The sequence below is a fragment of the Pseudomonas sp. NBRC 100443 genome, from assembly GCF_030268185.1.
In the GTDB taxonomy this organism is placed as follows: Bacteria; Pseudomonadota; Gammaproteobacteria; order Pseudomonadales; family Pseudomonadaceae; genus Pseudomonas; species Pseudomonas citronellolis.
The window spans coordinates 109,671-128,170 of record NZ_BSQE01000016.1 but is presented as its reverse complement, the minus strand read 5'-3'; the positions used below and the strand labels follow the sequence as shown (position 1 = coordinate 128,170).

The window sequence follows — 18,500 nt, the reverse complement described above, 5'->3', positions numbered from 1 at the left end:
TTAAAGACTTTCTGGCAAAGCGCTGATTAGGGCAGGGTATGCGTGGAACGGCTCCACTTGCTTCAGCTGCTCCTTTGCTGCGCTGGGGGAATAGCCCTTTCTTTCGATCATGTTGCGGTACATAACCATCATGATGTCGCTGACTTCTTGAGGCGGCGTCTTGTCGAATCCTGTGCAGGGGGTGTCCTTGTTTTCGGCGGTATCTATCCAGATTCGCTGAACCGGAACCGTCTCCTCGATCACGCGGAGCATTGCCTTGAGCTGGGGTAGAAGGCTGCCGGCATCATCCAGAACCGCTCTTATTGCCGGATGTTCCGTATCGATCCGATATCGCATACCGTCCGCAAGTCTTTCGACCTTCCAGGCCTCTGCAATCTGTCTGTTGCCCAGCATGGTCGGCTTGCCTCGATGGGCAAAGGCTCTTCTTGCGCGGCCGCGCGTAACCTCGGCAAGTCTTGTCAGCCAGTCCCGCAGATACACTGGCGGCCGTGCAGTTGATTTCCTGATGTCGATCTTCCAGTCCGCATCTGCGGAGTTGGGTATGTCGAGGCGAATTCGCGCAAGGCGATGAGCTTCATCCTTAGTCCATGAACGTCCTGTACCAAGACCTAGCCAGCTGCCTGCCACCAGCAGTCTTTTGTTTCGATAGATGTAGAAACCCTGCTGTGCAGTCCAGCCTTCCGGGCCTGCCAGGCGCTCGAAGTCTCCGGGAGAGAGCATGTCCTTGTGCGGCAGAACGTGGCACTCGGCCTCGATATCCTTGCGGCTGGGGTGTTTGAATACCGGAGGGTTATATGGCTTTCCGGGATGATCCGTCATGAAGGGATCCCAGGGTTTGACCGGCTGGCCATTCAGTAGAATTCGCAGTCGAGGCCTAGTGCCTTCCAGGTATCTGTGAAACACCATTCCCAAGTGCTGTTCGACTTTGTCGACCAAATTGAGAAAGTCCTGCACTGTTGTCCCTGGCGTGACGATGCGATCCAGTTCTTCCCAGAGAACCAGGGTGCCCGTTGCGCTGGTGAGTCGTTCCAGAAATCCTTCCGAACCGGGATGGGGGCCCTCCAGCAAATGCCAGCCGTCGTCGGCACTGCTTGCCAGGAAGTCGAGATCCCAGCGGAGGGTATGTAGGCCATCGGAGCCACGTGTGGCAACGGTCATCCTTCGGCACTGAGAAAAGGACGCAGTCTTTAGGCCGAGGCCGAAACGACCCAGATCGCCTGCCGATCTCTCCTCAAGAGGATTCCGATCGCCCAGACGCATCGCCCGATCGAGTCCGTCTGCAGTCATCCCCGAACCGTTGTCCAGGCAAAGCACACGGCTTTCCTGCTCAGACCAGATGAATTCGATATGTACTTCGTTCGCGCCGGCAGCAATGCTGTTGTCGATGATGTCTGCCAGAGCTGTCTGGGTGTTGTATCCCAGCCCACGCAGTGCTTCGACCATGGCGCTGGCCTTGGGAGGAGCACTGCGGCTTTTGAAGGAGGATTGCATGGCTGGACTCCCTGTCTTCACAGCTCTTCTATCGAGCTGCCTTTCCGAGGTTGATGATACGGGCGACCACGCTGGCGATTTGATTCGCCAGAAGCGGGGGAACCGCGTTGCCAACCTGGTGGAACTGTTGGGTTCGGTTCCCCAGAAAGAAATAGTTGTCCGGGAAGGTCTGTAGCCGGGCTGCTTCACGAACGGTAAGGCTGCGGCACTGCCTTGGGTCGTAGTGAATGAAATAGTGACCGTCCTTTGCAATGTGGCTGGTGATCGTCGTGGACGGAATCCCCCTGCGCTGAACACGGAAACGATCGCTGAATTTGCCGGTTTTCCAGTTCTTGTGGTCCGGCTCCAGCCCCGGGAGATTGAAGTCGTGATGGCCTTTGGGAGAGTCTTTATAAAGCTCGGCGTACTCAGCCGCGTATACGTATCTGCGCAGGTCGGACTCCATGTGTCCGCGAGCCTCGTGGTTTAGCCAATATCTGAGACGATCATCAAGGAGCCAGCCATCCAGATGTGTGCCTGTCAGCCCATCCCATTCGCTCTTGCGGTGAATGCGGAGTGCACCATTGCTCATCCCCTCGCCCGAGAATGTGCTTGCAAGTATTTCTAGGCGCTTTGCGAGTGTGAGTCTGCGGGGGACATCAGTCAGCTTGCTGCACTCGTGACTCAGCATCTCCAGGTTCTGGCGAATTAACTCTGCCCATGCCTCTGGAGAGTCCTTCATTCGTGTGAGTGTGCTTCGCAGAGGTGGGAGGCGGCCAATTACCTGGTCGATTGAGGGCCCAGTCGAGGGAACAAGTTTGTGGTCGCCCAAGGCGCCGAAATATTCCTCCGAAACCCCGAGCAGAATGACCCGGTGTCTTGCCTGCGGGATCCCGTAGTTCTCTGCTCGGATGATGTAGTTTGCCGGGTCGATGCTATCCGGAGATGCGCCATCCTCGAAAATGTCGTCTGCCACGAGCGAGCAGATTCTGTACTTGGGGCCGTTGCTGTTTTCTCCGAATGCCGCATCCGGATCTGAAAGATCCTGCAGGATCTTCGGGAACATCTGCTCGCCAGCGACACGTGACGAGAGGATGCCTTTGACGTTTTCCATTACGAAGACGGCGGGGCGCTTCTTCTGGATGATGCGCAGGTACTCTCGGTACAGGAAGTGGCGATGGTCGTCCTCTGCCCTGTAGTTTTGCTTGCCGCGATTTCTCGCCCGGCCAACGATAGAGTAAGCCTGGCAGGGGGGGCCACCGATCAGAACCCATGGTTTGGTCTCGTCCAAGCGGGACTTGAGAATGCGATCGAGACGTTCGTTGCCCTCTGCGGTACCCAGTTCGAGCTGTTGCGCCTCTTGTTCGGCGTGCCTCCAAGCATCCCGAGTTCTGCTGGTGTATGGAGGAGCGGCATCGGCGGTTTCGCAGAAACTGTAGTATTCCTCTAGATCTTCAGGCTGGTTGCGCTTGAGAAGCCTGTAAAAGGCCCTCAGTTGAAGAGTGGAATGTGCAGACTTTTCCATTTCGGCTGAGACTTTGATTTCAAAGGCCTCGCCCTGGCTGTCCCTATAGGATGAAAAGCCTTCTCCAAGGCCACCTGGGCCTGCAAAGAGATCTACTACCTGAATGGGGTGGGTACGACTCATGAATCCACGCTGTATCGAAACGGTTCAAGATGGACATCGTTGAACCTGCCCGAAGATCCCGAATGATGTCGGGCATCAGGGGGAAGGACACGAAACCTGAGATGCTGGTGCGCAGGTTTTTGCACGCCCACGGCTATCGTTACCGGCTGCATCGCAAGGATTTGCCGGGAAAACCAGACATTGTACTGTCTCGGCTGAGGGTCTGTATCTTCGTACATGGGTGCTTCTGGCATCGCCATCCTGGGTGCCGATTTGCTGTGCTTCCCAAAACTCGAACAGAGTTCTGGGAAGCCAAATTCTTGGGGAATGTGGCAAGGGACGAACAAGCGATTAAGTCTCTGCATGAATCTGGTTGGAGGACGATTGTCGTATGGGAATGCCAGCTTCGCGGGTCATCGACTGTTCTGCATGAGCTGCTTGGGGAGTTGCAAAAGCTTGCCTCGCGTTCCCAAGGTCGCCTAGATCACCCCGCCTTATGATTCTCGTTGAGAGCAGACAGTACCGGCTCGACCCATGGATGGCATTCCCATCCACCAGAGTCCGTTTTCTTAAGGTAGTGTCCGAGAGAGCCCAGCAAAAGGCGACGAATTTCCGTCATGGGGTATCCGAGCACTGCCTCCGCATGTACGGCCCTGTCGCCCGGGTTGTCAGAAAAGTATCTCAGAAGATCGAGGGCAATCATGCCCAGCTGCGAGGTTCGCTCGACCAGCGCACTCTCGTTCAGGAGCGGGGGGGCTATCGGACTTATGAAGGTCTCTTGTTCACTGGCCAGATCTTCAAGTCCTGGGATGGGCGCGCCTGACTCTCTTGCGCGGTACGAACCGATGCTTTCCTGCAGGTTGGTAGCGGTAGCCCTGAGTGAACTGTCGTCCACATCCGGCATTTCTGGATCATCTAAAGACGCGGACCACTCCCAATCCATATCTACTCCGGATAGGTGCGCTGATTCCGGGGGCAGCTCGGCCACAGAGGAGGGAATGATACCAGCGCTGTCTTGAGTCCTTCCCGCCCGTTCCCGGAACAGCAGCTGCATCTGCACAAGTCTAAACAGCCGGTGAGCGTTGCGATGCTCTCTGAGAAAGTCCACCAGCAGCCCGCGGGCTTGTTGTTCAAATCTCAGCGCCGCCAGCGAGGCTACAGCCTTAGTTACACCAAGCGGTAGGCTTCCCCTAAAGCAGTCCTGCAGCAGTTTCTCGCAGGAATCTGTTTGATCAGGAAGCACCGGCGGTAAAAGATTCTGGATGAGAACGGCCCACTCTGCGGAGCTACATTCCTGGTTGGCAGGCCTATCTAGCTGTATGCAACCATCGACAACAGGCCAATATTGCTCGCGATATTTGACCGCAGGCATGCCTTCGTCGAGCTTGGTTGAGCAGACGATCCGGTCAATCTCTCGACCGTCGGACATTACTCGAATGATTTCTTCCATCGCCTGATCCGTGCTGCTCAGCTCCATACCTTGGGCCGCCATAGAGGCCTTGTGCCATATGATGCCCTCAAGATGGTCGGTATCCAAGTGTGAAGTGGGTCACGAGGTAGCCTGAGCCTCCGCAGGCTAAAAATCAGGCAGATGCATCCGCGATGATTTGACTCCTTGAACCTATACGTCAGCCGGTGTGCTGCGTTACTGATCTTGGTCATTCTTTCCATAGAACATCTCTTCAATCTCATCGGCAAAAGGCGTCTTTATATCGTCGGGAACTGGGGGCATGCCGGCTAGCAGGCCGATCCGTTTTCTGTTGGCGGGAATGGCTCTGAACGCTGGAGTACCATTTATGGTTATCAGTACGCTCTCGCCCTGTTCGGTGATTTTAATTATCTCATTTAGTTGAGGCGTTACTTCTGTTATGTCCATGCTTTTCATATTTTTCTCATGATTTGCGGTTTTGATAAAATTCGTAGAAGTGCTCTCTTGCGATGTTCTCTTTTACAAGAGCCATGCCGAACCAGCGGTAGCTCCATAGCAAAAGCTCCCGTAGATTATTTATGACATATGGTCTGGTTATGTTTTCTGGCAGTTCTTTTAGGTAGATATCTGTGTTTACGGTTGCTGGTATCAGTATGTCACGACCATTTTCATCTTTTCCTATCCATGTGGTTTTGTAGGAAAAAGTGTAGTCTGAGTGGGCTGTAAATATGCAATATTTCGTATCTGGGCTCGGGATTTGTGCTTGGCATATTCTTCTGTGTATTTCAACTGATTTATCTATAAGTTTCTTTGGTTTGATATTTATTTCAATAAGAAATTCCGTGAAGTCTGAAAAGCCGATTAGTTTGGCTTTATGATCTAGGAGCTCTTCGGGGGTTGCGGTGATGTTCTCCTGTTCGATAAGCATGTTTTTCAGGGTGATAATTAGAACTTCTCTATCGCTCATTCGTGCTCTCTCGGCATTGCTGGTTTGTTCAGTTTGAAAGGCGAGGAGGGCGCTGTAAAGACTGGTTTGGGGATGGTAGCTAATTGTTTGGTTATAAATTAACTATTTTGTTAGTTATTTTGCCTGCTGTAACTTGTTGTGGTTCTTGGGTGTTTGCGAGGCATGGTTTATTTTCAGTAGCGTCGTATCGAGCGAATCATATTTGGCGTGATCCGACGAGTGGTCGTCGATAGCCTTGCGGGCTTATCAAAACCTTCTGGGGGTGCGTTGCTTCAGTGTGGGTGCGCTTGTTGAGGGTCGCTTGGCCCGGTTCTGGTGGTGGGCGTGCCTGTGTAAGGTTAATTTCGCTGCGTTTGTTGGTTTAAATTAGGGAGTGCGCACTGTGAGGGGTTCTTACACTTAACATTTACACAGTAAATTCTTTAACTTGTGATGAACAAATTTTAACTTGAAGTATGTGTAAGGGAGTTGGTTGGGGAGGCTGCTCTTTTAGGATTGATTAGGGCCTGGCTTGTTCGCGGCGTCTAAGAATTTGACAAATGCTGTCTTGACTGTGTGTTATTGTCTTTTGTTGAGTGAAAGTTGAAACGTTCCGGTGTCCTAGCTGGCGTCCGAGGCCTCAATTCCTATCGAGTGACTTACAAGGGGGCTCAACCAGATTTGGCAGAGAATGAATCGAGCACCAAGGCAGGAATGAGAACGCTGGCACTGAAGTCGCAGACGTGTCGCTGTTTCTGATTTTTTGCGACACGTCATGTAGTCATGTCGCTAACGACGACACATTTTATAGATTCAGACGGCCGGAGTGAATCAAGCTGCAGGCAGGACGCCGGCTTCAAAAACCGGCGTATCTTGCTCAATCTTCAGCACGACACCTGGGAGTAGAACTCTATTCGGTGTTCGCCCATTCCCCGACCCCGGGAAGCCCTTTGTAGCGCTCTGTAAGCGTTTCTGAGCATTCGGGTTTGTCGCTGGTGCGCATTCCTGGAATCGTGCTCATAACGCGCTCTGCGCGCGTTGTATTTGATGCGCTAAGCGCTGTCGAGGCTGCACGGAGTTTTTCGACCAGCTCAAGCCTGAATTGATCCGGGCTCTCACTTGCAAGGCGCTTGTAGAGTCGAGTCTGTTCTCTACGCTTTCTCCGCATCTTTTCCAGATGATCACGATGCACCTGAATTCTGCGAGCGAGCTCTTGGTTCGGCCGGGATTTGATATGCGGCCGAATTAGAGTATCAAGGTCGCTTTGTAACCTATCCAGATCCGGAAGGTGCCTGAGCCAAGTCATTACCCGATCGTAAAGATCTACACCGGCGCGACTCGCTGACTTTGTGGCAAAAATGGCACGGTCATCAGTCTTGTCATTTTTTGGAAGTCTCTTGCAGCAGTAGCTGGCCCAACGGCCGGGCTGGCTTATAGGCTTGATGAGGACTGCCTTGTTACTTGCTACTTCCTTGTAGTCGGAGGCAAATACCTTTCTTAAGGCCTTTTCAACTAAGGGTAAGTGACTTGGGTGGATTTGTAGGGCCGCATGGAAGTGCAATCCCGGGTTGCATCCTTTTCGGGTTGTTTCGTCTTCAAGCACTGCAGCAATCTCTGGTGGAGAATACGGAAGGTTGCGGATTTTGCGACCTACGTAATCTGCTGCTCCTCTAGAGGCTTGGTCCGCATTGGTTGCGGTTGTTTCCCCAAGATTACAAGTAATTGCAGCAGCATTCTCTTGGCTCCCACAGGCTGCGATTCTAAAGACCTGCTTCAGGTCCTCCCGGAGATTTTTCCATACCGGGAGCCTGAGATTTTGGAAAATCTGCTTCGCCAATCGCTGGTTGTTAATTATCTCTATTTCTAGATCTAGCCTTCTATCTATCTCTTCTTCTGTCAAAGAATAACTAGATAGATAGTTATCTATAACTACAAGCGAAATGTGGTGCAGGTAGAGATCAATCAGAATCCCAATGTTTACTGGGGTTTGCCGGCGCCTATGGCTCTTGCGGGAGCCGGTTGAACGGTACAATTCTTCCATTTTTGACTCGCGACCCTTTCCTCAGTTGGAGGTTTGGTTTGACTTCACAAGTCGTTCGTTTTGCCACTGTTCGATGGCCTGAGAGTCCCAGGCCACGGCGCGTAACCCGAGCTTCACAGAGGCGGGGAAGCTACCTGCCTTCATCAGGTTATAGATGTGTGAGCGCTTGAAACCGGTCAGTTCCTCGACCTGGGGTAGGCGGAGGAACCGGCGGGGATAACTAACGGCTGACTGAGTAGGCAGGGAATGGATGTTCATCGAGGAGTCCTTAGCGCATAGCGCAGGTTGGTTTCTCGCTCAATACAACCTTGCGACGCGGCAGATGTCATTCCATTTGGATTTCCTTTAAATCCAACCGGATTTTTGTTCCCTCGGGCCGTTCTAACTCGTCCGCTGCTTTACGCGCCCTATTCGCGTCTGCGAAAAGGTTGCGTAGGTTCGTAGCTCCGAGGCCGAGTATGCCTTTGTACTTTTCCTCAATGGCTGCAACGATAGATTGCTGGTTGTGCCTTGGGCGGGAGTCATCCTTCAGCATTTCTATAAGCTCGGATATCACTACCAAATGATTCGCGTGCGTAGGTGGTGAGGATGTCAATGGCGCACTTCCAGATGACGTAATCGCTTTTTTCAGCTCTGTTCGCCTGAAAAGGAAACGCAGGGAGCTTCGCTTGGCTGAAAGCTCCCATTCAACCTGGAGTAGCCGAGATGCCGCGGGGTCCGGGGCGTCAAACACATCGCCAAGCAGGTAAAGCGTCGTGTCGTCAGCCCCATTGAGCGCGTCCTCGGGGTTGAGAACCAGATACTCACCAACACCATACACGGAGGCTCGGCTATCCAGCTCTTCGCCCTCAACCATCCTGAGGCGTACATAAACTTGGAAAAGCTTCAATTCCGTGCAATAGCCGGCCAGATCTTCCATGGTGAGTTCAGGATCATGTTTTCGCAGTAGGGCAAGCGCCTGCTTTGGCGTTAGCCACTCGGCTTCTGTTAGAAGGCGGGACATGGATGATTCACCCTTGATGGATTTATGCGAGTTTCAGCGTCACGACGTTGGAGCAGTCTTCGCTCGTCAGTCGATGGAGGTAAGTTCCGAGCTTTTGCCAGGCTTCGGCCATTTCTGCGGCATAGCTATGGCGCTGGTAGATGCGCTTCACCTTGTTCTCTTCGGTGTGATTCAGGCAGCGCTCTGCTACCTCCGGCAGGACGCCCAGCATCGTCATGAGGGTGGCCCCGGTTCGCCTAAGGTCATGCGGAGTCCACTTGCCACCGGGGAGAAGGAGGGCGTGTGCCATTGCGCTGCGATTGCTCATGATCTTCTGGCCTGGTGCCCGTTGCCTATCGCCGATCTGCTTCGTAACTGTTTTCGGGCAAACCGGGCCGCTGTTATCGGTGTTCGGATAACACCAAAAGGAATTGCCTGTGATCTCCCTTAGCCGAAGGAACTGCTGTATGGCGAAATCAGAAAGCGCAATCATGTGAGCCTTCTTGTTCTTGCTGTTCTCGGCCGGAATTGTCCAGGTACGCTTGGCGAGGTCGACGTGTTCCCATCTGGCTGCCAGCAGTTCGCCGATGCGACAGCAGGTGGAGAGCGCGATCCAGATTGCGGCCTGGGAAGTAACGAGTAGACCGGCTGTGGGGACTTGTTGGGCGAGAGCTCTGATTTCGTCCTCGCTTAGTACGCGATCACGTTCGACATCTTTGCCGCCGATCTTGGCTTTTCGGATGCTGGCTGTCGGGTCGTTATCGATAAGGTCGCGATCCACCGCGAAACGGAACATCTGGCGCATTAGCGAGAAGATCAGTTTCGCCATGCGGTTGACCCCCCGGGACAGAAGCTTGTCCGTCACTTCCGTGATGTGCCCCTTTCTGACGTCTTCGACGGCCAGGTGACCAATCAGAGGCAGCACATCCTTGTTGAACATGCGGCGCACCTCGGCGCCGCCGTCCTTTCGGTTGACCAGATCGACACGTGCCCAATGCTCGAAAAGCTCAGCTACCGTTTTGCGGGCAGCTTGGCGGGCTAATGCAGCTTCGGATGCTGCTCTTTCTGCTTCGAGCCTGGCGATCTCGGCGTCTCTTGCAGCCTTGCGGGCAGCTTCCTCGGCTTCGAGATGCTCGCGAACGTCCGTAATTCCGCTCAGGTACAGTTCTGTCAGCTCCCGGGCACGCTGACGGGCAGCCTTGAGCGTCAGCCCCGAGGTGCCATCCCGGTCATAGGAACCAATTGGAAGGCGCACTCGAGCACCGGTTGAGTCGGTGTAGCGGTAGTAGAAGAGGCGCTCGCCGTTGGGTCTTATGCGTGCCAAGAAGCGGCCGTGACCTTTTGGAGCGGACTCGTTGAGCCAGATGTCCTTAGGGCCGGGTTTGGTGCTCATCTGGCGGTCTGTGATGTCTGCCATTTCGTCCTCCGTATCGATGCGCGAGCGGTAATCGCCGTGCGTGGATGCGGGCGAAGGCTACAAGCTCAGGGCGTACGCCAAAATGAGGCATTATCGACGGGGTAACTAAATGTTACGAAATGACAACTGTACGCAGTGCTCGGAAGATCGACTCATCGAGTCCATGAGCAAAGAGCAGTGCAATTAGCATGGAGCCCAAGCGGGATCGGAGTTGGGGCGCTTGCCTCACTCTAAAGGAACCAGCTGTTCTTTGCCGTCCTGCAGCACCTCGCGTAAGGGAGGCTTACGCAACGCATCGAGCATGTGCTTCAGCGTATCCCTGAGGTCCTCTACCGAACCCTCGCTAAGCTCTGCTGGATGTTCTGTCCACATGCTGATATCGCCGTTTTCGTCATAGTAAACCTCGTGTATTTCGTAGATTTCGCCTTCGATTGTGTCGTGGCGCATTAGTACTCGATAGTTCCAGTAGGTCATATGAACTTTAGATAGAGAGGTCAGGGGTTTGTGGAGCATTTCAGCCGTAGCAGTAGCCACTGTCTATTACCATATCTGGCGGCCGATGAGGAGGATGTGCGCACCTCGGTAGATTAGGTCACGACTGCACGATAGAGGCACTCAACGTTGGTTGGGCGCGACTCTGATATTGCTTAGGAACAGCCTCTAGCCTTGAGGTTTGATCCTCAGCTTGCTACCGGATAGGCGTTGCCACTCTGCTGTCCATGTCAAGACGATTTTCGGTGACCGTTTGGTGACCGTTTGGGTGTGGATTCGGGCGTAGTCAACAAGACGACAGTGGAAGAAAGATGAGGTAATTATTGATATAAAACAATTGGTTGCGATTTTTAAGTGGTTTTCTGTGGTTAGCTCTGGAAGGGGTTTTACCCTTATGGGGTGCAAGGGGTCGAGTGTTCGAATCACTCCGTCCCGACCAAAAATCCCTAGAAAATCCAGTCACTTAGCGGTGGCTGGATTTTTTTATGCCTGATGCTTTTGGGTGCTCCCCGAATTTTGCCCCACTTTTTGCCCCACCCGAGATTTTGGAGTGTTATCTCCCTTCTTTTGATGGTGAGTTGACACCTTCAAGCATTGGATGGGGACGATGCATTTGCCGACTGGCTCAGGTGGCGAGGTTATAGATGTAATCGGATTGCTGCGCAGACAGGCAGCAGCACTCACTCTTTGGCGGAGCGGGCGTATCTTCCCATTCTCTGCTCTTCGCGACAGGCAGACATCGGCCAAAAGCGGTCGTCGCCGGCAAGCACGCTGTGCCTGCTGAACGATGCTAGCGCAACACCGGGTGTCGTTTGGGCCTCTGAGCCGGCCATGGGCGCACCGGCTCGGCGCCGAACACCTGCTCCCTGGCACGAGCGTTTCGGCTCCTGGGTAACTACAAACCGCCGCCCGGCTATCGGATAATGGCGGGCGTATCGAATCGCTTACTCGCCAGCCGATAGGGAAATCCAGTCGATGAAATTGCCGTTCCGCTCCACCCTGCTCGTGTCTGCCCTGCTCCTATCTCCGCTCAGCCAGGCCAACGACAGCGCCCTGGAAGACACCTTCAAGGCGTTCAGCCAGTGCGACGCCCGGTTCTTCTCCAGCCTCCGGAGCCACGCCGCCGCCTGGCAGTCCTTCGCGCCGCTCAAGCAGACCGACGACCATGCCTGGATCACGGTGAAGGACCGCTCCAGCAGCGCCACCAACAGCGTCGCCCTGGACAAGGCACCCAGGCTCGCCGGTCTGAAACTGCTGTCCTACTACGACGAAAGCTCCGACCTTGGCACCCTGGGCTACTACCTGTACTGGGGCTTCCTGGTCGACGCCCGCCCCAAGCAGGTCGCCCAACAACTCACTCCGCTGATCGCCGACCGCGACCGCCTGCGCCAGGACGGAGCGTCCTACGTGCGCAGCGAAGTGAGTGTGGGCGGCCGCTGGCAGGCCATGCGCACCCAATCCGGCCAGGCGCCCGGCACCCAGCGACTGGAGCGGGTACTGCTGATTGAACCGGAAGGCCCCAAGGGCGACCGCACACGCGTCAGTTGCTCCCTGCAAGGAGCAGTGGACGGTGCCCTGCTCGCTCGCATGCGTCCGGACATCCCCGCCGCCGAATACCCGAATCGCACGCCGCCCACCGCCTTGGACGACGTCGCCGTACCCGAGGCGCTGCGCAAGGGCATCGACACACCGTTGCTGCAACCGAAGTTCAAATCGCTGCGCTACATCTACGTCACGCAGAAGGCCAACGGCAAGCGCGAGACCCCAGTGTCCGTCGAAATGCGGGCGCAGGACGGCCTGCTGCGCAAGACTGAAATCTATAGCGAGAACTTCTATGTCGACCGCCTGACCCAGGCCGACATGATCCAGCTGAAATCGAAACTCAACGGCATCGGCGACGGCCGAGTACTGGTCACCCAATCACTCGAATCGAGCATCCCGCCCGGCTGGATCCTGGGTCGCACGCTGAAGGCGAAGCAACTGATGGACTACGTCCCGGCCAAGTCCGGCGACCAACAGGCCGAATCAGAACTGACCTGCAAGATCGGCCAACGCTTCCCGGCCAAGCAGGTCTTCCCAAGCCTAACTGGCGACGCCATCCACCTCGACTGCAAGCAAGGCAGCTACAGTTCCTCCCGCGCCTTCGTCGAAGAACTGGGCATCGCCTTCGTCCTCGACTCCACGTCGAAATCGGGGAAGGAAACCAATGAAGTGACGGTGCTGGAGGTGGTGCGCTAGTCGGCGGATTCGGGACCGTCCTCTGCTTGCAAAATAGGACAAAAAGAGGGTATAGCAAAAAGAGCTTTGGACCCAGAAACGGCCCAAAAGGGGACGGATTTTCCTACTCTAAAAGCTGTCTTGGTTATTAGGATTAGAGTGATTTAAATAAATCCATTTTTCGCTAGGCGCCCAAGCCGATAGTGCCTTGATCGACTCAGCAGTTCTGCTCTGAAGCACCTTCCGGCTAGGAGTGGGAGTTTAATACTGCGAAAATAAAGTGTCCCCGTTTGCGCTGCGTTTACTCTTTCCTCCTACATCGATTGCACTGAAATTTACCCATAATGACACCGAAAAGTATTCTCCCACTCCTATTCTCATTATTCCTGCCATGTATGGTGCAGGCTCAACCGCCAACAAATTTCGTATTCGTGAAGATCAATGAGTCAATCACTCCGATTGAGAGGGAAGGAAAGTACGAAACCCCACTCGATGAGGCTTTGAAGAAGGCTAATCTCGGTGAGGTCACGGGCGGTGGTAGCTCTCTTTCGGCGGATCGCAAGATAGAGTGGGTGGGCATTGATGTCGATCTAATAGATCTCGACAAAGGGCTGGCTTTCCTCAGGCAGAAGCTCATTGAGCTAGGCGCGCCTGAAGGAAGTACCTTGGAGTATAAGTTGAATGGCAAGAGAATCGAGGTGCCCGTCCGAAATTAATGGGCTAGCCTTCTGGTCAAAAGATTATTGGTTTGCACAGAGCAAGGTATGCAAGCGAAAAGCAGTGAAAAGGGGGCAGGTTAATTTCTACTGATCTAAACCTGCCCGGCCGGACAGGATTAAAGTGGCGAAAATGAATCTGTCCCCCTTTTCCTTGTTCAGAACCGTTGATACACCGTCGACCAGGGACCGAAGCGCTCCGGCAGGTCGCGCCAGGCGGCTCCGTAGCAGAGGATTCAGAAGATGCCGTTGAGCACCAGCCGATCATCACTTCGCGGCCGGCCCATCTTCTACTCTGGAGAAACCAGATCTTTGATCAACTCCTAGGCTGCATCGGGGAGTTCGTAGCGCTTTGCCATGCGGGCCTCCAGCCAATCATGGAGGCGATTCTACCCACACCGACTTTTCGTACAGAACCTAGGTGGCTATTAGATAATTTATGCCGCAAGAGTGGATACTTTCAGCTCACCAGGGATTCGTAACCAAGGTGACGCGACCAATAATTCTGTGCCCACTCTTTTTTCAGCAGCGCTATAGTTTAAATTGAAGCGAAACTGCCTACGACCTCTGTATAGCCTCTGAATTTCAACCGCATCATCATAAGTTAGAATCCATGGGCGCGAGATATTTAAAATAACATCCGCAAGACGTTTATGATCATCAGGACCATAGAAATTAGTATAAAGAGTTGAGCCCTTTTTATAATATGGCGGATCAATACAAAGAAATGACTTCTCCGGAAGAAAATCATCGGCAGCCTGAATAAAATCCACCGCATCCAAATTATACAGATGAATTCTGTGTTTGTACTTCTCTATCCTCCTAATTCGCCCTACTAGACCATCCTTATTAAAACGACAGTCTATCTTATACTTACCATCCTGATTCAGGCCACCTATGACACCAGCCTTACATATTACTCCAGACCTATTGGTTCTATTCAAAAAGAAAGCAGAAAATGCTTTTTCAAAGTCATCAGCACAATCCGAAATCTGTATTTCTTTTTGTCGCTCCCACTCATCCATAGTAACGGGGGTAGCATAGATAGCATCTACAAATCTATCTGTAGCATTTACAACAGCGTCCCAAAATGCCCAGATAGACCTATCGAGATCATTCAAATGGACCTCATGGACAAACCCCTTGAAAAGGAGACCAAGAGCGAGGCCACAACCTCCCGCATAAGGCTCAGCGTAGTGTCCACGCTCAAGGCTGTTCGCCTTAATAAGCTCTGACACCATCGGAAGTATTGAGTACTTACCACCAGGATACCTAAGAGGTGAGGGCGTGGAAGGCATTTTAATTTCCGAAACATAAGATTGTCAGCAAATAGTACAACGTATCGCGGCGCATGGCCATAGCTTTCTTTATCTTTTTGCTAAATCTCGAAGAAGAAAAAGAATTATCTCAGAGATATTATCCCATTCAATTTTTATTGAGCGAGGATCTGGATAATGACCTCCATGCGCGAATGCTCCCAGCGTTTTCGGGGAAAGCACATTCATATCATTAGAAGCCACTCTATTCAGTGCACCGAGAGCCTTCTTCTGAGCACGATCCAATTGGCCACTATTTTTTAGCTCATTAAGATGCCTGACTACTTTTTGCAATGTAATGTGAACTTCCTCACCATCTTTCACATGCGAAATGTATCTCTCATGATACGCCCTGTATGTATTTTCAAGAAATATCCGACAAACCATCACCGCTGCAAGAGGAAAAGAGTTGCAATCAACCATCCTTAACTCATCAAAAACCCGCTTAATTAACTTATCTCTTATAGCTACTTTGAAGACGGAATTATCAATAATCGTCTTCCTCTTATCGCTACTATAATTATTTCTTGCCCCCTGAGTTTTGGAAGGTGCCAGTTTTGCCTTCTTGAAGTCCAACTCTTGCGGCTCAACTTTTGTCTTAGGCGCATCCCCCTCATCAACAAGACGCTGGGCATAGGCTTTCCAGTCTTCTTTATTACTGCGAGAAGTAACACCACTTTCAGGATCCAAGAGATCCCGGCAGAACCTAGAGACAACCCGATTAAACTCATCTACAGGAACATTTATCTTAACTTTCGCATCCGATCTTCCACTCACAATCCCCATAGCCGATCTAAAAACAGGGTTATTGAGGTAACGCGCGGCAGTAGTCAACAAGCGCTTTTCTTCCCGGCTTTCTGAACTCAACATCCCTCCTTGAGTAGCATAATCCAGAACAGCGATTGCTAGTGCAGTCCCCGAGTTGTTAAAAAATCTTGCTTTCTGATCAGGGTTCCAAGCTACTGTTCCGATACCACCTTGCGGGCCGTTATGCCTAATTGCCATCCACTCCTTGGCCTCTTCGCGAGTATCGAAGATGTGGCACTCTATCTTGTCAGGTATAGCTGTAGCGTTTGCCACAAGATTACGAAAATACTTCTCATCCCCCTTCGGACTCCTACTCGGATCATTCAGGAGAATTCCAGCACAGGTGCGCCGATTCCCTTCTACCGAAACGTACCGACCATCCTCCTCAATCACGCCAATTGAGTCTAAAGGGCTAAATCGACCTTTCTCCGCAACGTGCTTAGCTAACTCTTTCACACCCTCTGTTTTTACAAGATGAGCGATAATTTCATCCTGATCATTAATTAGATCATGACGAGGGTTCTCCTTATCTAGATAGAGGTCCAGTAGTGACAAATAAACCTTAGCCATCTTTCAACTCCCCAAAAACAAAAAAGCGGGAAATAGCACCAATTTAGTACTAGCCCGCTTATCCATCTCTAAACTTCTTTAGTTTCACTTCGCAGAGTTTCAGAATTTCCTAATCCTTGGCTACCAGCCATAGCTGATCCTCCGAATCCGTTCTCAGTGGGAACAGATCATGCCAGCCTTTTGGCATCAGCAACAACGGCCTCCAGTTCCACGAGGCGCTGTTCCAGAACTTTCAAGCGTTTCTTTTCCTCAGCAGCAAGCTGTATTTCTCGCTGCTCGCCCTCGTCCAGTTCGCGCCAGAGTGCCAGCAGGGCCTGCTCACGGGGATCGGTAGGCGTTGCCTCAACCTTCTGCGAGTCAGCCCCTCTCCACATCGGTCCCTCACCGGTGAGCAACCAGTCCAGGCTGACACCTTTCTCCTCCGCGGAGCTTACGCAAACTGTGTAAGGAACGGAGTCACGCGAGCGCCAGTTACCAAGTGTTGATCGCTTGATCTGCAGAATATCGCTCAACTGATTATCGTTTCTGACGCCGTATACGCTCAGGAGACGGTCCACAACGGCATTAGCGCTCTTGTTTCCCAAAATAGGAAATTCCCGTTGACTTACTCGAAATGGGGTAATGGTCTTACTCACAACGAGAACATCTTATCCGTATGAGAACACCCAGGCCATGACCCCTAATCAGATCCGTGCACGTCTCATCGAAAAAGGCAGCAGTTACCGTAAGTTTGCCCTGTCTCGCGGCTACGAACTGCGAAATGTCACACCAAGTGGTGGCTTGCTGGGCCGGTGCAGAGCGTTTGCCCAACGGCCGTCTCGCCTACGCGATTCTGAAAGACCTATCCGAAGAGATAGGTGCCGATGTTGTCCCCGGCATTCGCCAGACCGCTGGTGAACAGTAGTTCGGTAGGTGCAAGGGGAAAACGAGAGCATGAAACGCCAGATTCTCGATAGCCGCCGCAAGGCAATGATGGCCGCAGTGCAAGCCTTCCCTGGCGGCCGTGAGTGCGCAGCGGTGCACCTGGGCCTGGAGTCGAAGCGCTTCGACAACCAGCTTATGAAAACCCAGGCCATCGCCCGCTGACCGACGAGCAAGTCCGCCAACTGGAGCGCGTGAGCGGTACCAGCTTTCTGGCCGACTACATCGCATCCCTCTACGACGGCGTGTTCGCTCCGATGCCCGAAGACGGCCCGCTCGACAACCTTGGCCTCTATGAGCGTTCGCTGACCACTGACGCGGCAGAGGGCAAGGTCGACCAGATCATTGCCAGGGCGCTGAAAGACGGCGTCATCGACGAGGTGGAAATCACCGAGATCATCGCACCGCGTACACCTGGCCGCCCGACACGCTGGAGTCGGCGCCGCGATCACCCTGCACTAGAAAAATTCGGGCAGGCAGGAACAGCAGTAAGCGCGCGACGCGCCGTTTCTTGGCTACGGCCAGCGCCGCGATGCGGCTCGGGGAGAGTAAGGGTGAGCAGCTACAAACTGGTTTGCCCGCATTGCGCGTCGTGGATGCGCATTCGCACCAGCGATGGAAAACACATCTTCTTGCGGGTGGCCTACCTGCAATGCACCAACGAGGCCTGTTGCTGGGCGGCGCGCGCCAAATTCGAGATGCCCCATGAAATGAGCCCCTCCGGCATGCCGAATCCTTCGGTGCGCCTGCCGGCGGCGCCCACAGCGCTGTGCCGTGAAGCCATGCATCAGTAAGGCGACAACCAGCTCGATCTACTGGAGGCCACCGCATGAACATCGTCCCGTTCAACCAGCAGCAAGCTAACGACTACCGCGCCTTTCGGAAGCTTTCTCCCGTTAAGAACAGGCAGCTATTGGCCGATCTCTGCCCGTCGTGACGGGCAGAGATCGGCCAGAAGGGACCTCGGGTGGGCAAAGGCCGGGCAGACAGCAGAGCTGGCTCAGCCGTGCCGCGTCCGGCTCGCTTGCACCACCCGGTGTGCCGGCACGCGCAGTTGCGTCAGCAGGTATTCGGCGAACTCCGGCGAGAAGGGCTGCAGGGCAATTGCGCGCTCCATGCAGCCCAGCCAGGCGGCGCTGCGGGTTTCGTCGATCGGCCATTGGGCGTGGAAGGACGGGATGGAGATGGAACCGTATTTTTCACTGAACAGCCTTGGGCCGCCCAGCCAACCGCTGAGGAAGCAGGTCAGTTTGTCGCGAGACTGTTCCAGGTTTTCCGGGTGCATGCGGCGCAGGTCGGCCGCGTCCGGCAGTTCGTCCATCAATCGGTAGAAGTCGTCGACCAGGCGGCGCAGGCCGTCGATGCCGCCAGCGGCTTGGTAGGAGGCATCGCCTGTGCCGAAGGGGAGGGTGCTGCTCACGGACGGGGGCTCGCTTGAAGTTCGAAAACCGCATCTTACTCGGCGCGCCAGCGGATGATCAGTTGGCATTTCGTCGCGTTCCTTGAGGAACTTGGGGGACGCCGTGCCGTTGGCGTTCACCTGAAAGAT

The 18,500-nt window shown here is 53.6% G+C and carries 19 protein-coding genes and 2 pseudogenes; 6 read left to right on the top strand and 15 right to left on the bottom strand.

Annotation, left to right across the window (positions count from 1 at the left end; translation table 11 throughout):
- Window positions 1–1,443, bottom strand: coding sequence for an ATP-binding protein (locus QSJ95_RS20775; RefSeq protein WP_285645092.1), 1,443 nt, complete (start codon window positions 1,441–1,443; stop codon window positions 1–3).
- Window positions 1,444–1,519: 76 nt separating this feature from the next.
- Entirely contained in the window at window positions 1,520–3,118 is a 1,599-nt protein-coding gene (locus QSJ95_RS20770; RefSeq protein WP_285645015.1) for a DNA cytosine methyltransferase, read from the bottom strand.
- 29 nt (window positions 3,119–3,147) lie between these two features.
- Between QSJ95_RS20770 and QSJ95_RS20765 the strand changes: the two genes are divergently transcribed.
- Window positions 3,148–3,597: a very short patch repair endonuclease gene (locus QSJ95_RS20765; protein WP_285645014.1), complete on the top strand. Its 450-nt coding sequence runs from the start codon at window positions 3,148–3,150 to the stop codon at window positions 3,595–3,597.
- Here the strand turns inward: QSJ95_RS20765 and QSJ95_RS20760 are convergent.
- From QSJ95_RS20760 to QSJ95_RS20725, 8 genes are all read right to left on the bottom strand, one after another.
- Window positions 3,582–4,574 carry a hypothetical protein gene (locus tag QSJ95_RS20760; RefSeq protein WP_285645012.1) on the bottom strand — a complete coding sequence of 331 codons (993 nt, stop codon included), beginning with the start codon at window positions 4,572–4,574 and terminating at the stop codon, window positions 3,582–3,584. The two genes, QSJ95_RS20765 and QSJ95_RS20760, sit on opposite strands and share 16 nt — an antisense overlap.
- A gap of 168 nt (window positions 4,575–4,742) precedes the next feature.
- Window positions 4,743–4,982 carry a type II toxin-antitoxin system Phd/YefM family antitoxin gene (locus QSJ95_RS20755; protein WP_285645010.1) on the bottom strand — a complete coding sequence of 80 codons (240 nt, stop codon included), beginning with the start codon at window positions 4,980–4,982 and terminating at the stop codon, window positions 4,743–4,745.
- 7 nt (window positions 4,983–4,989) lie between these two features.
- Window positions 4,990–5,493: a hypothetical protein gene (locus QSJ95_RS20750; protein WP_285645008.1), complete on the bottom strand. Its 504-nt coding sequence runs from the start codon at window positions 5,491–5,493 to the stop codon at window positions 4,990–4,992.
- An 889-nt stretch (window positions 5,494–6,382) separates the two neighbouring features.
- Complete coding sequence (locus tag QSJ95_RS20745) at window positions 6,383–7,513, bottom strand: hypothetical protein (RefSeq protein ID WP_285645006.1); 1,131 nt, start codon at window positions 7,511–7,513, stop codon at window positions 6,383–6,385.
- Window positions 7,514–7,534: 21 nt separating this feature from the next.
- Window positions 7,535–7,771, bottom strand: coding sequence for a helix-turn-helix transcriptional regulator (locus QSJ95_RS20740; protein ID WP_285645004.1), 237 nt, complete (start codon window positions 7,769–7,771; stop codon window positions 7,535–7,537).
- Between the two features lie 67 nt (window positions 7,772–7,838).
- On the bottom strand, window positions 7,839–8,516 hold the full coding sequence (locus tag QSJ95_RS20735) for a hypothetical protein (RefSeq protein ID WP_285645002.1): 678 nt from the start codon (window positions 8,514–8,516) through the stop codon (window positions 7,839–7,841).
- A gap of 22 nt (window positions 8,517–8,538) precedes the next feature.
- The gene (locus QSJ95_RS20730; protein ID WP_285645000.1) at window positions 8,539–9,912 is read right to left on the bottom strand and encodes a tyrosine-type recombinase/integrase; all 1,374 of its coding nucleotides are present in this window, start codon (window positions 9,910–9,912) and stop codon (window positions 8,539–8,541) included.
- 225 nt (window positions 9,913–10,137) lie between these two features.
- Window positions 10,138–10,386: a hypothetical protein gene (locus tag QSJ95_RS20725; RefSeq protein ID WP_285644998.1), complete on the bottom strand. Its 249-nt coding sequence runs from the start codon at window positions 10,384–10,386 to the stop codon at window positions 10,138–10,140.
- A 993-nt stretch (window positions 10,387–11,379) separates the two neighbouring features.
- Between QSJ95_RS20725 and QSJ95_RS20720 the strand changes: the two genes are divergently transcribed.
- Window positions 11,380–12,642: a hypothetical protein gene (locus QSJ95_RS20720; RefSeq protein ID WP_285644996.1), complete on the top strand. Its 1,263-nt coding sequence runs from the start codon at window positions 11,380–11,382 to the stop codon at window positions 12,640–12,642.
- A gap of 410 nt (window positions 12,643–13,052) precedes the next feature.
- Window positions 13,053–13,337 carry a hypothetical protein gene (locus QSJ95_RS20715; protein ID WP_285644994.1) on the top strand — a complete coding sequence of 95 codons (285 nt, stop codon included), beginning with the start codon at window positions 13,053–13,055 and terminating at the stop codon, window positions 13,335–13,337.
- A 161-nt stretch (window positions 13,338–13,498) separates the two neighbouring features.
- On the opposite strand, the pseudogene QSJ95_RS20710 reads toward QSJ95_RS20715, so the two are convergent.
- From QSJ95_RS20710 to QSJ95_RS20695, 4 genes and pseudogenes are all read right to left on the bottom strand, one after another.
- A pseudogene (locus QSJ95_RS20710) lies at window positions 13,499–13,657 on the bottom strand (transposase); the annotation flags it as partial.
- 117 nt (window positions 13,658–13,774) lie between these two features.
- The gene (locus tag QSJ95_RS20705; RefSeq protein ID WP_281688736.1) at window positions 13,775–14,635 is read right to left on the bottom strand and encodes a DNA adenine methylase; all 861 of its coding nucleotides are present in this window, start codon (window positions 14,633–14,635) and stop codon (window positions 13,775–13,777) included.
- Window positions 14,636–14,704: 69 nt separating this feature from the next.
- On the bottom strand, window positions 14,705–16,030 hold the full coding sequence (locus QSJ95_RS20700) for a hypothetical protein (RefSeq protein WP_285644992.1): 1,326 nt from the start codon (window positions 16,028–16,030) through the stop codon (window positions 14,705–14,707).
- Between the two features lie 167 nt (window positions 16,031–16,197).
- Window positions 16,198–16,665 carry a helix-turn-helix transcriptional regulator gene (locus tag QSJ95_RS20695; protein ID WP_285644990.1) on the bottom strand — a complete coding sequence of 156 codons (468 nt, stop codon included), beginning with the start codon at window positions 16,663–16,665 and terminating at the stop codon, window positions 16,198–16,200.
- A gap of 298 nt (window positions 16,666–16,963) precedes the next feature.
- Here QSJ95_RS20695 and QSJ95_RS32900 point away from each other — a divergent pair, with 298 nt between their 5' ends.
- The 3 genes and pseudogenes from QSJ95_RS32900 to QSJ95_RS20680 all read left to right on the top strand — a co-directional run bounded on the left by QSJ95_RS32900 (window position 16,964) and on the right by QSJ95_RS20680 (window position 17,745).
- Entirely contained in the window at window positions 16,964–17,116 is a 153-nt protein-coding gene (locus tag QSJ95_RS32900) for a phage regulatory CII family protein (protein WP_307761658.1), read from the top strand.
- Window positions 17,113–17,295 (top strand): annotated as a pseudogene (locus tag QSJ95_RS32895) (phage regulatory CII family protein); the annotation flags it as partial. The gene QSJ95_RS32900 and the pseudogene QSJ95_RS32895, both read left to right, overlap by 4 nt.
- A gap of 210 nt (window positions 17,296–17,505) precedes the next feature.
- Window positions 17,506–17,745, top strand: coding sequence for an Ogr/Delta-like zinc finger protein (locus QSJ95_RS20680; RefSeq protein ID WP_285644989.1), 240 nt, complete (start codon window positions 17,506–17,508; stop codon window positions 17,743–17,745).
- Between the two features lie 206 nt (window positions 17,746–17,951).
- Here QSJ95_RS20680 and QSJ95_RS20675 read toward each other — a convergent pair whose 3' ends face one another.
- Complete coding sequence (locus QSJ95_RS20675; RefSeq protein ID WP_281688733.1) at window positions 17,952–18,371, bottom strand: group II truncated hemoglobin; 420 nt, start codon at window positions 18,369–18,371, stop codon at window positions 17,952–17,954.
- Between the last annotated feature and the right edge of the window lie 129 nt (window positions 18,372–18,500).

Bases quoted from the DNA above. Each gene is read 5' to 3' on its own strand.
- QSJ95_RS20740 (WP_285645004.1), bottom strand. From the start codon at position 7,771: ATGAACATCCATTCCCTGCCTACTCAGTCAGCCGTTAGTTATCCCCGC.
- QSJ95_RS20730 (WP_285645000.1), bottom strand. From the start codon at position 9,912: ATGGCAGACATCACAGACCGCCAGATGAGCACCAAACCCGGCCCTAAG.
- QSJ95_RS20705 (WP_281688736.1), bottom strand. From the start codon at position 14,635: ATGCCTTCCACGCCCTCACCTCTTAGGTATCCTGGTGGTAAGTACTCA.
- QSJ95_RS20770 (WP_285645015.1), bottom strand. From the start codon at position 3,118: ATGAGTCGTACCCACCCCATTCAGGTAGTAGATCTCTTTGCAGGCCCA.
- QSJ95_RS20750 (WP_285645008.1), bottom strand. From the start codon at position 5,493: ATGAGCGATAGAGAAGTTCTAATTATCACCCTGAAAAACATGCTTATC.
- QSJ95_RS32900 (WP_307761658.1), top strand. From the start codon at position 16,964: ATGAAACGCCAGATTCTCGATAGCCGCCGCAAGGCAATGATGGCCGCA.
- QSJ95_RS20765 (WP_285645014.1), top strand. From the start codon at position 3,148: ATGGACATCGTTGAACCTGCCCGAAGATCCCGAATGATGTCGGGCATC.
- QSJ95_RS20745 (WP_285645006.1), bottom strand. From the start codon at position 7,513: ATGGAAGAATTGTACCGTTCAACCGGCTCCCGCAAGAGCCATAGGCGC.
- QSJ95_RS20720 (WP_285644996.1), top strand. From the start codon at position 11,380: ATGAAATTGCCGTTCCGCTCCACCCTGCTCGTGTCTGCCCTGCTCCTA.
- QSJ95_RS20700 (WP_285644992.1), bottom strand. From the start codon at position 16,030: ATGGCTAAGGTTTATTTGTCACTACTGGACCTCTATCTAGATAAGGAG.
- QSJ95_RS20725 (WP_285644998.1), bottom strand. From the start codon at position 10,386: ATGACCTACTGGAACTATCGAGTACTAATGCGCCACGACACAATCGAA.
- QSJ95_RS20755 (WP_285645010.1), bottom strand. From the start codon at position 4,982: ATGAAAAGCATGGACATAACAGAAGTAACGCCTCAACTAAATGAGATA.
- QSJ95_RS20735 (WP_285645002.1), bottom strand. From the start codon at position 8,516: ATGTCCCGCCTTCTAACAGAAGCCGAGTGGCTAACGCCAAAGCAGGCG.
- QSJ95_RS20760 (WP_285645012.1), bottom strand. From the start codon at position 4,574: ATGGAGCTGAGCAGCACGGATCAGGCGATGGAAGAAATCATTCGAGTA.
- QSJ95_RS20775 (WP_285645092.1), bottom strand. From the start codon at position 1,443: ATGGTCGAAGCACTGCGTGGGCTGGGATACAACACCCAGACAGCTCTG.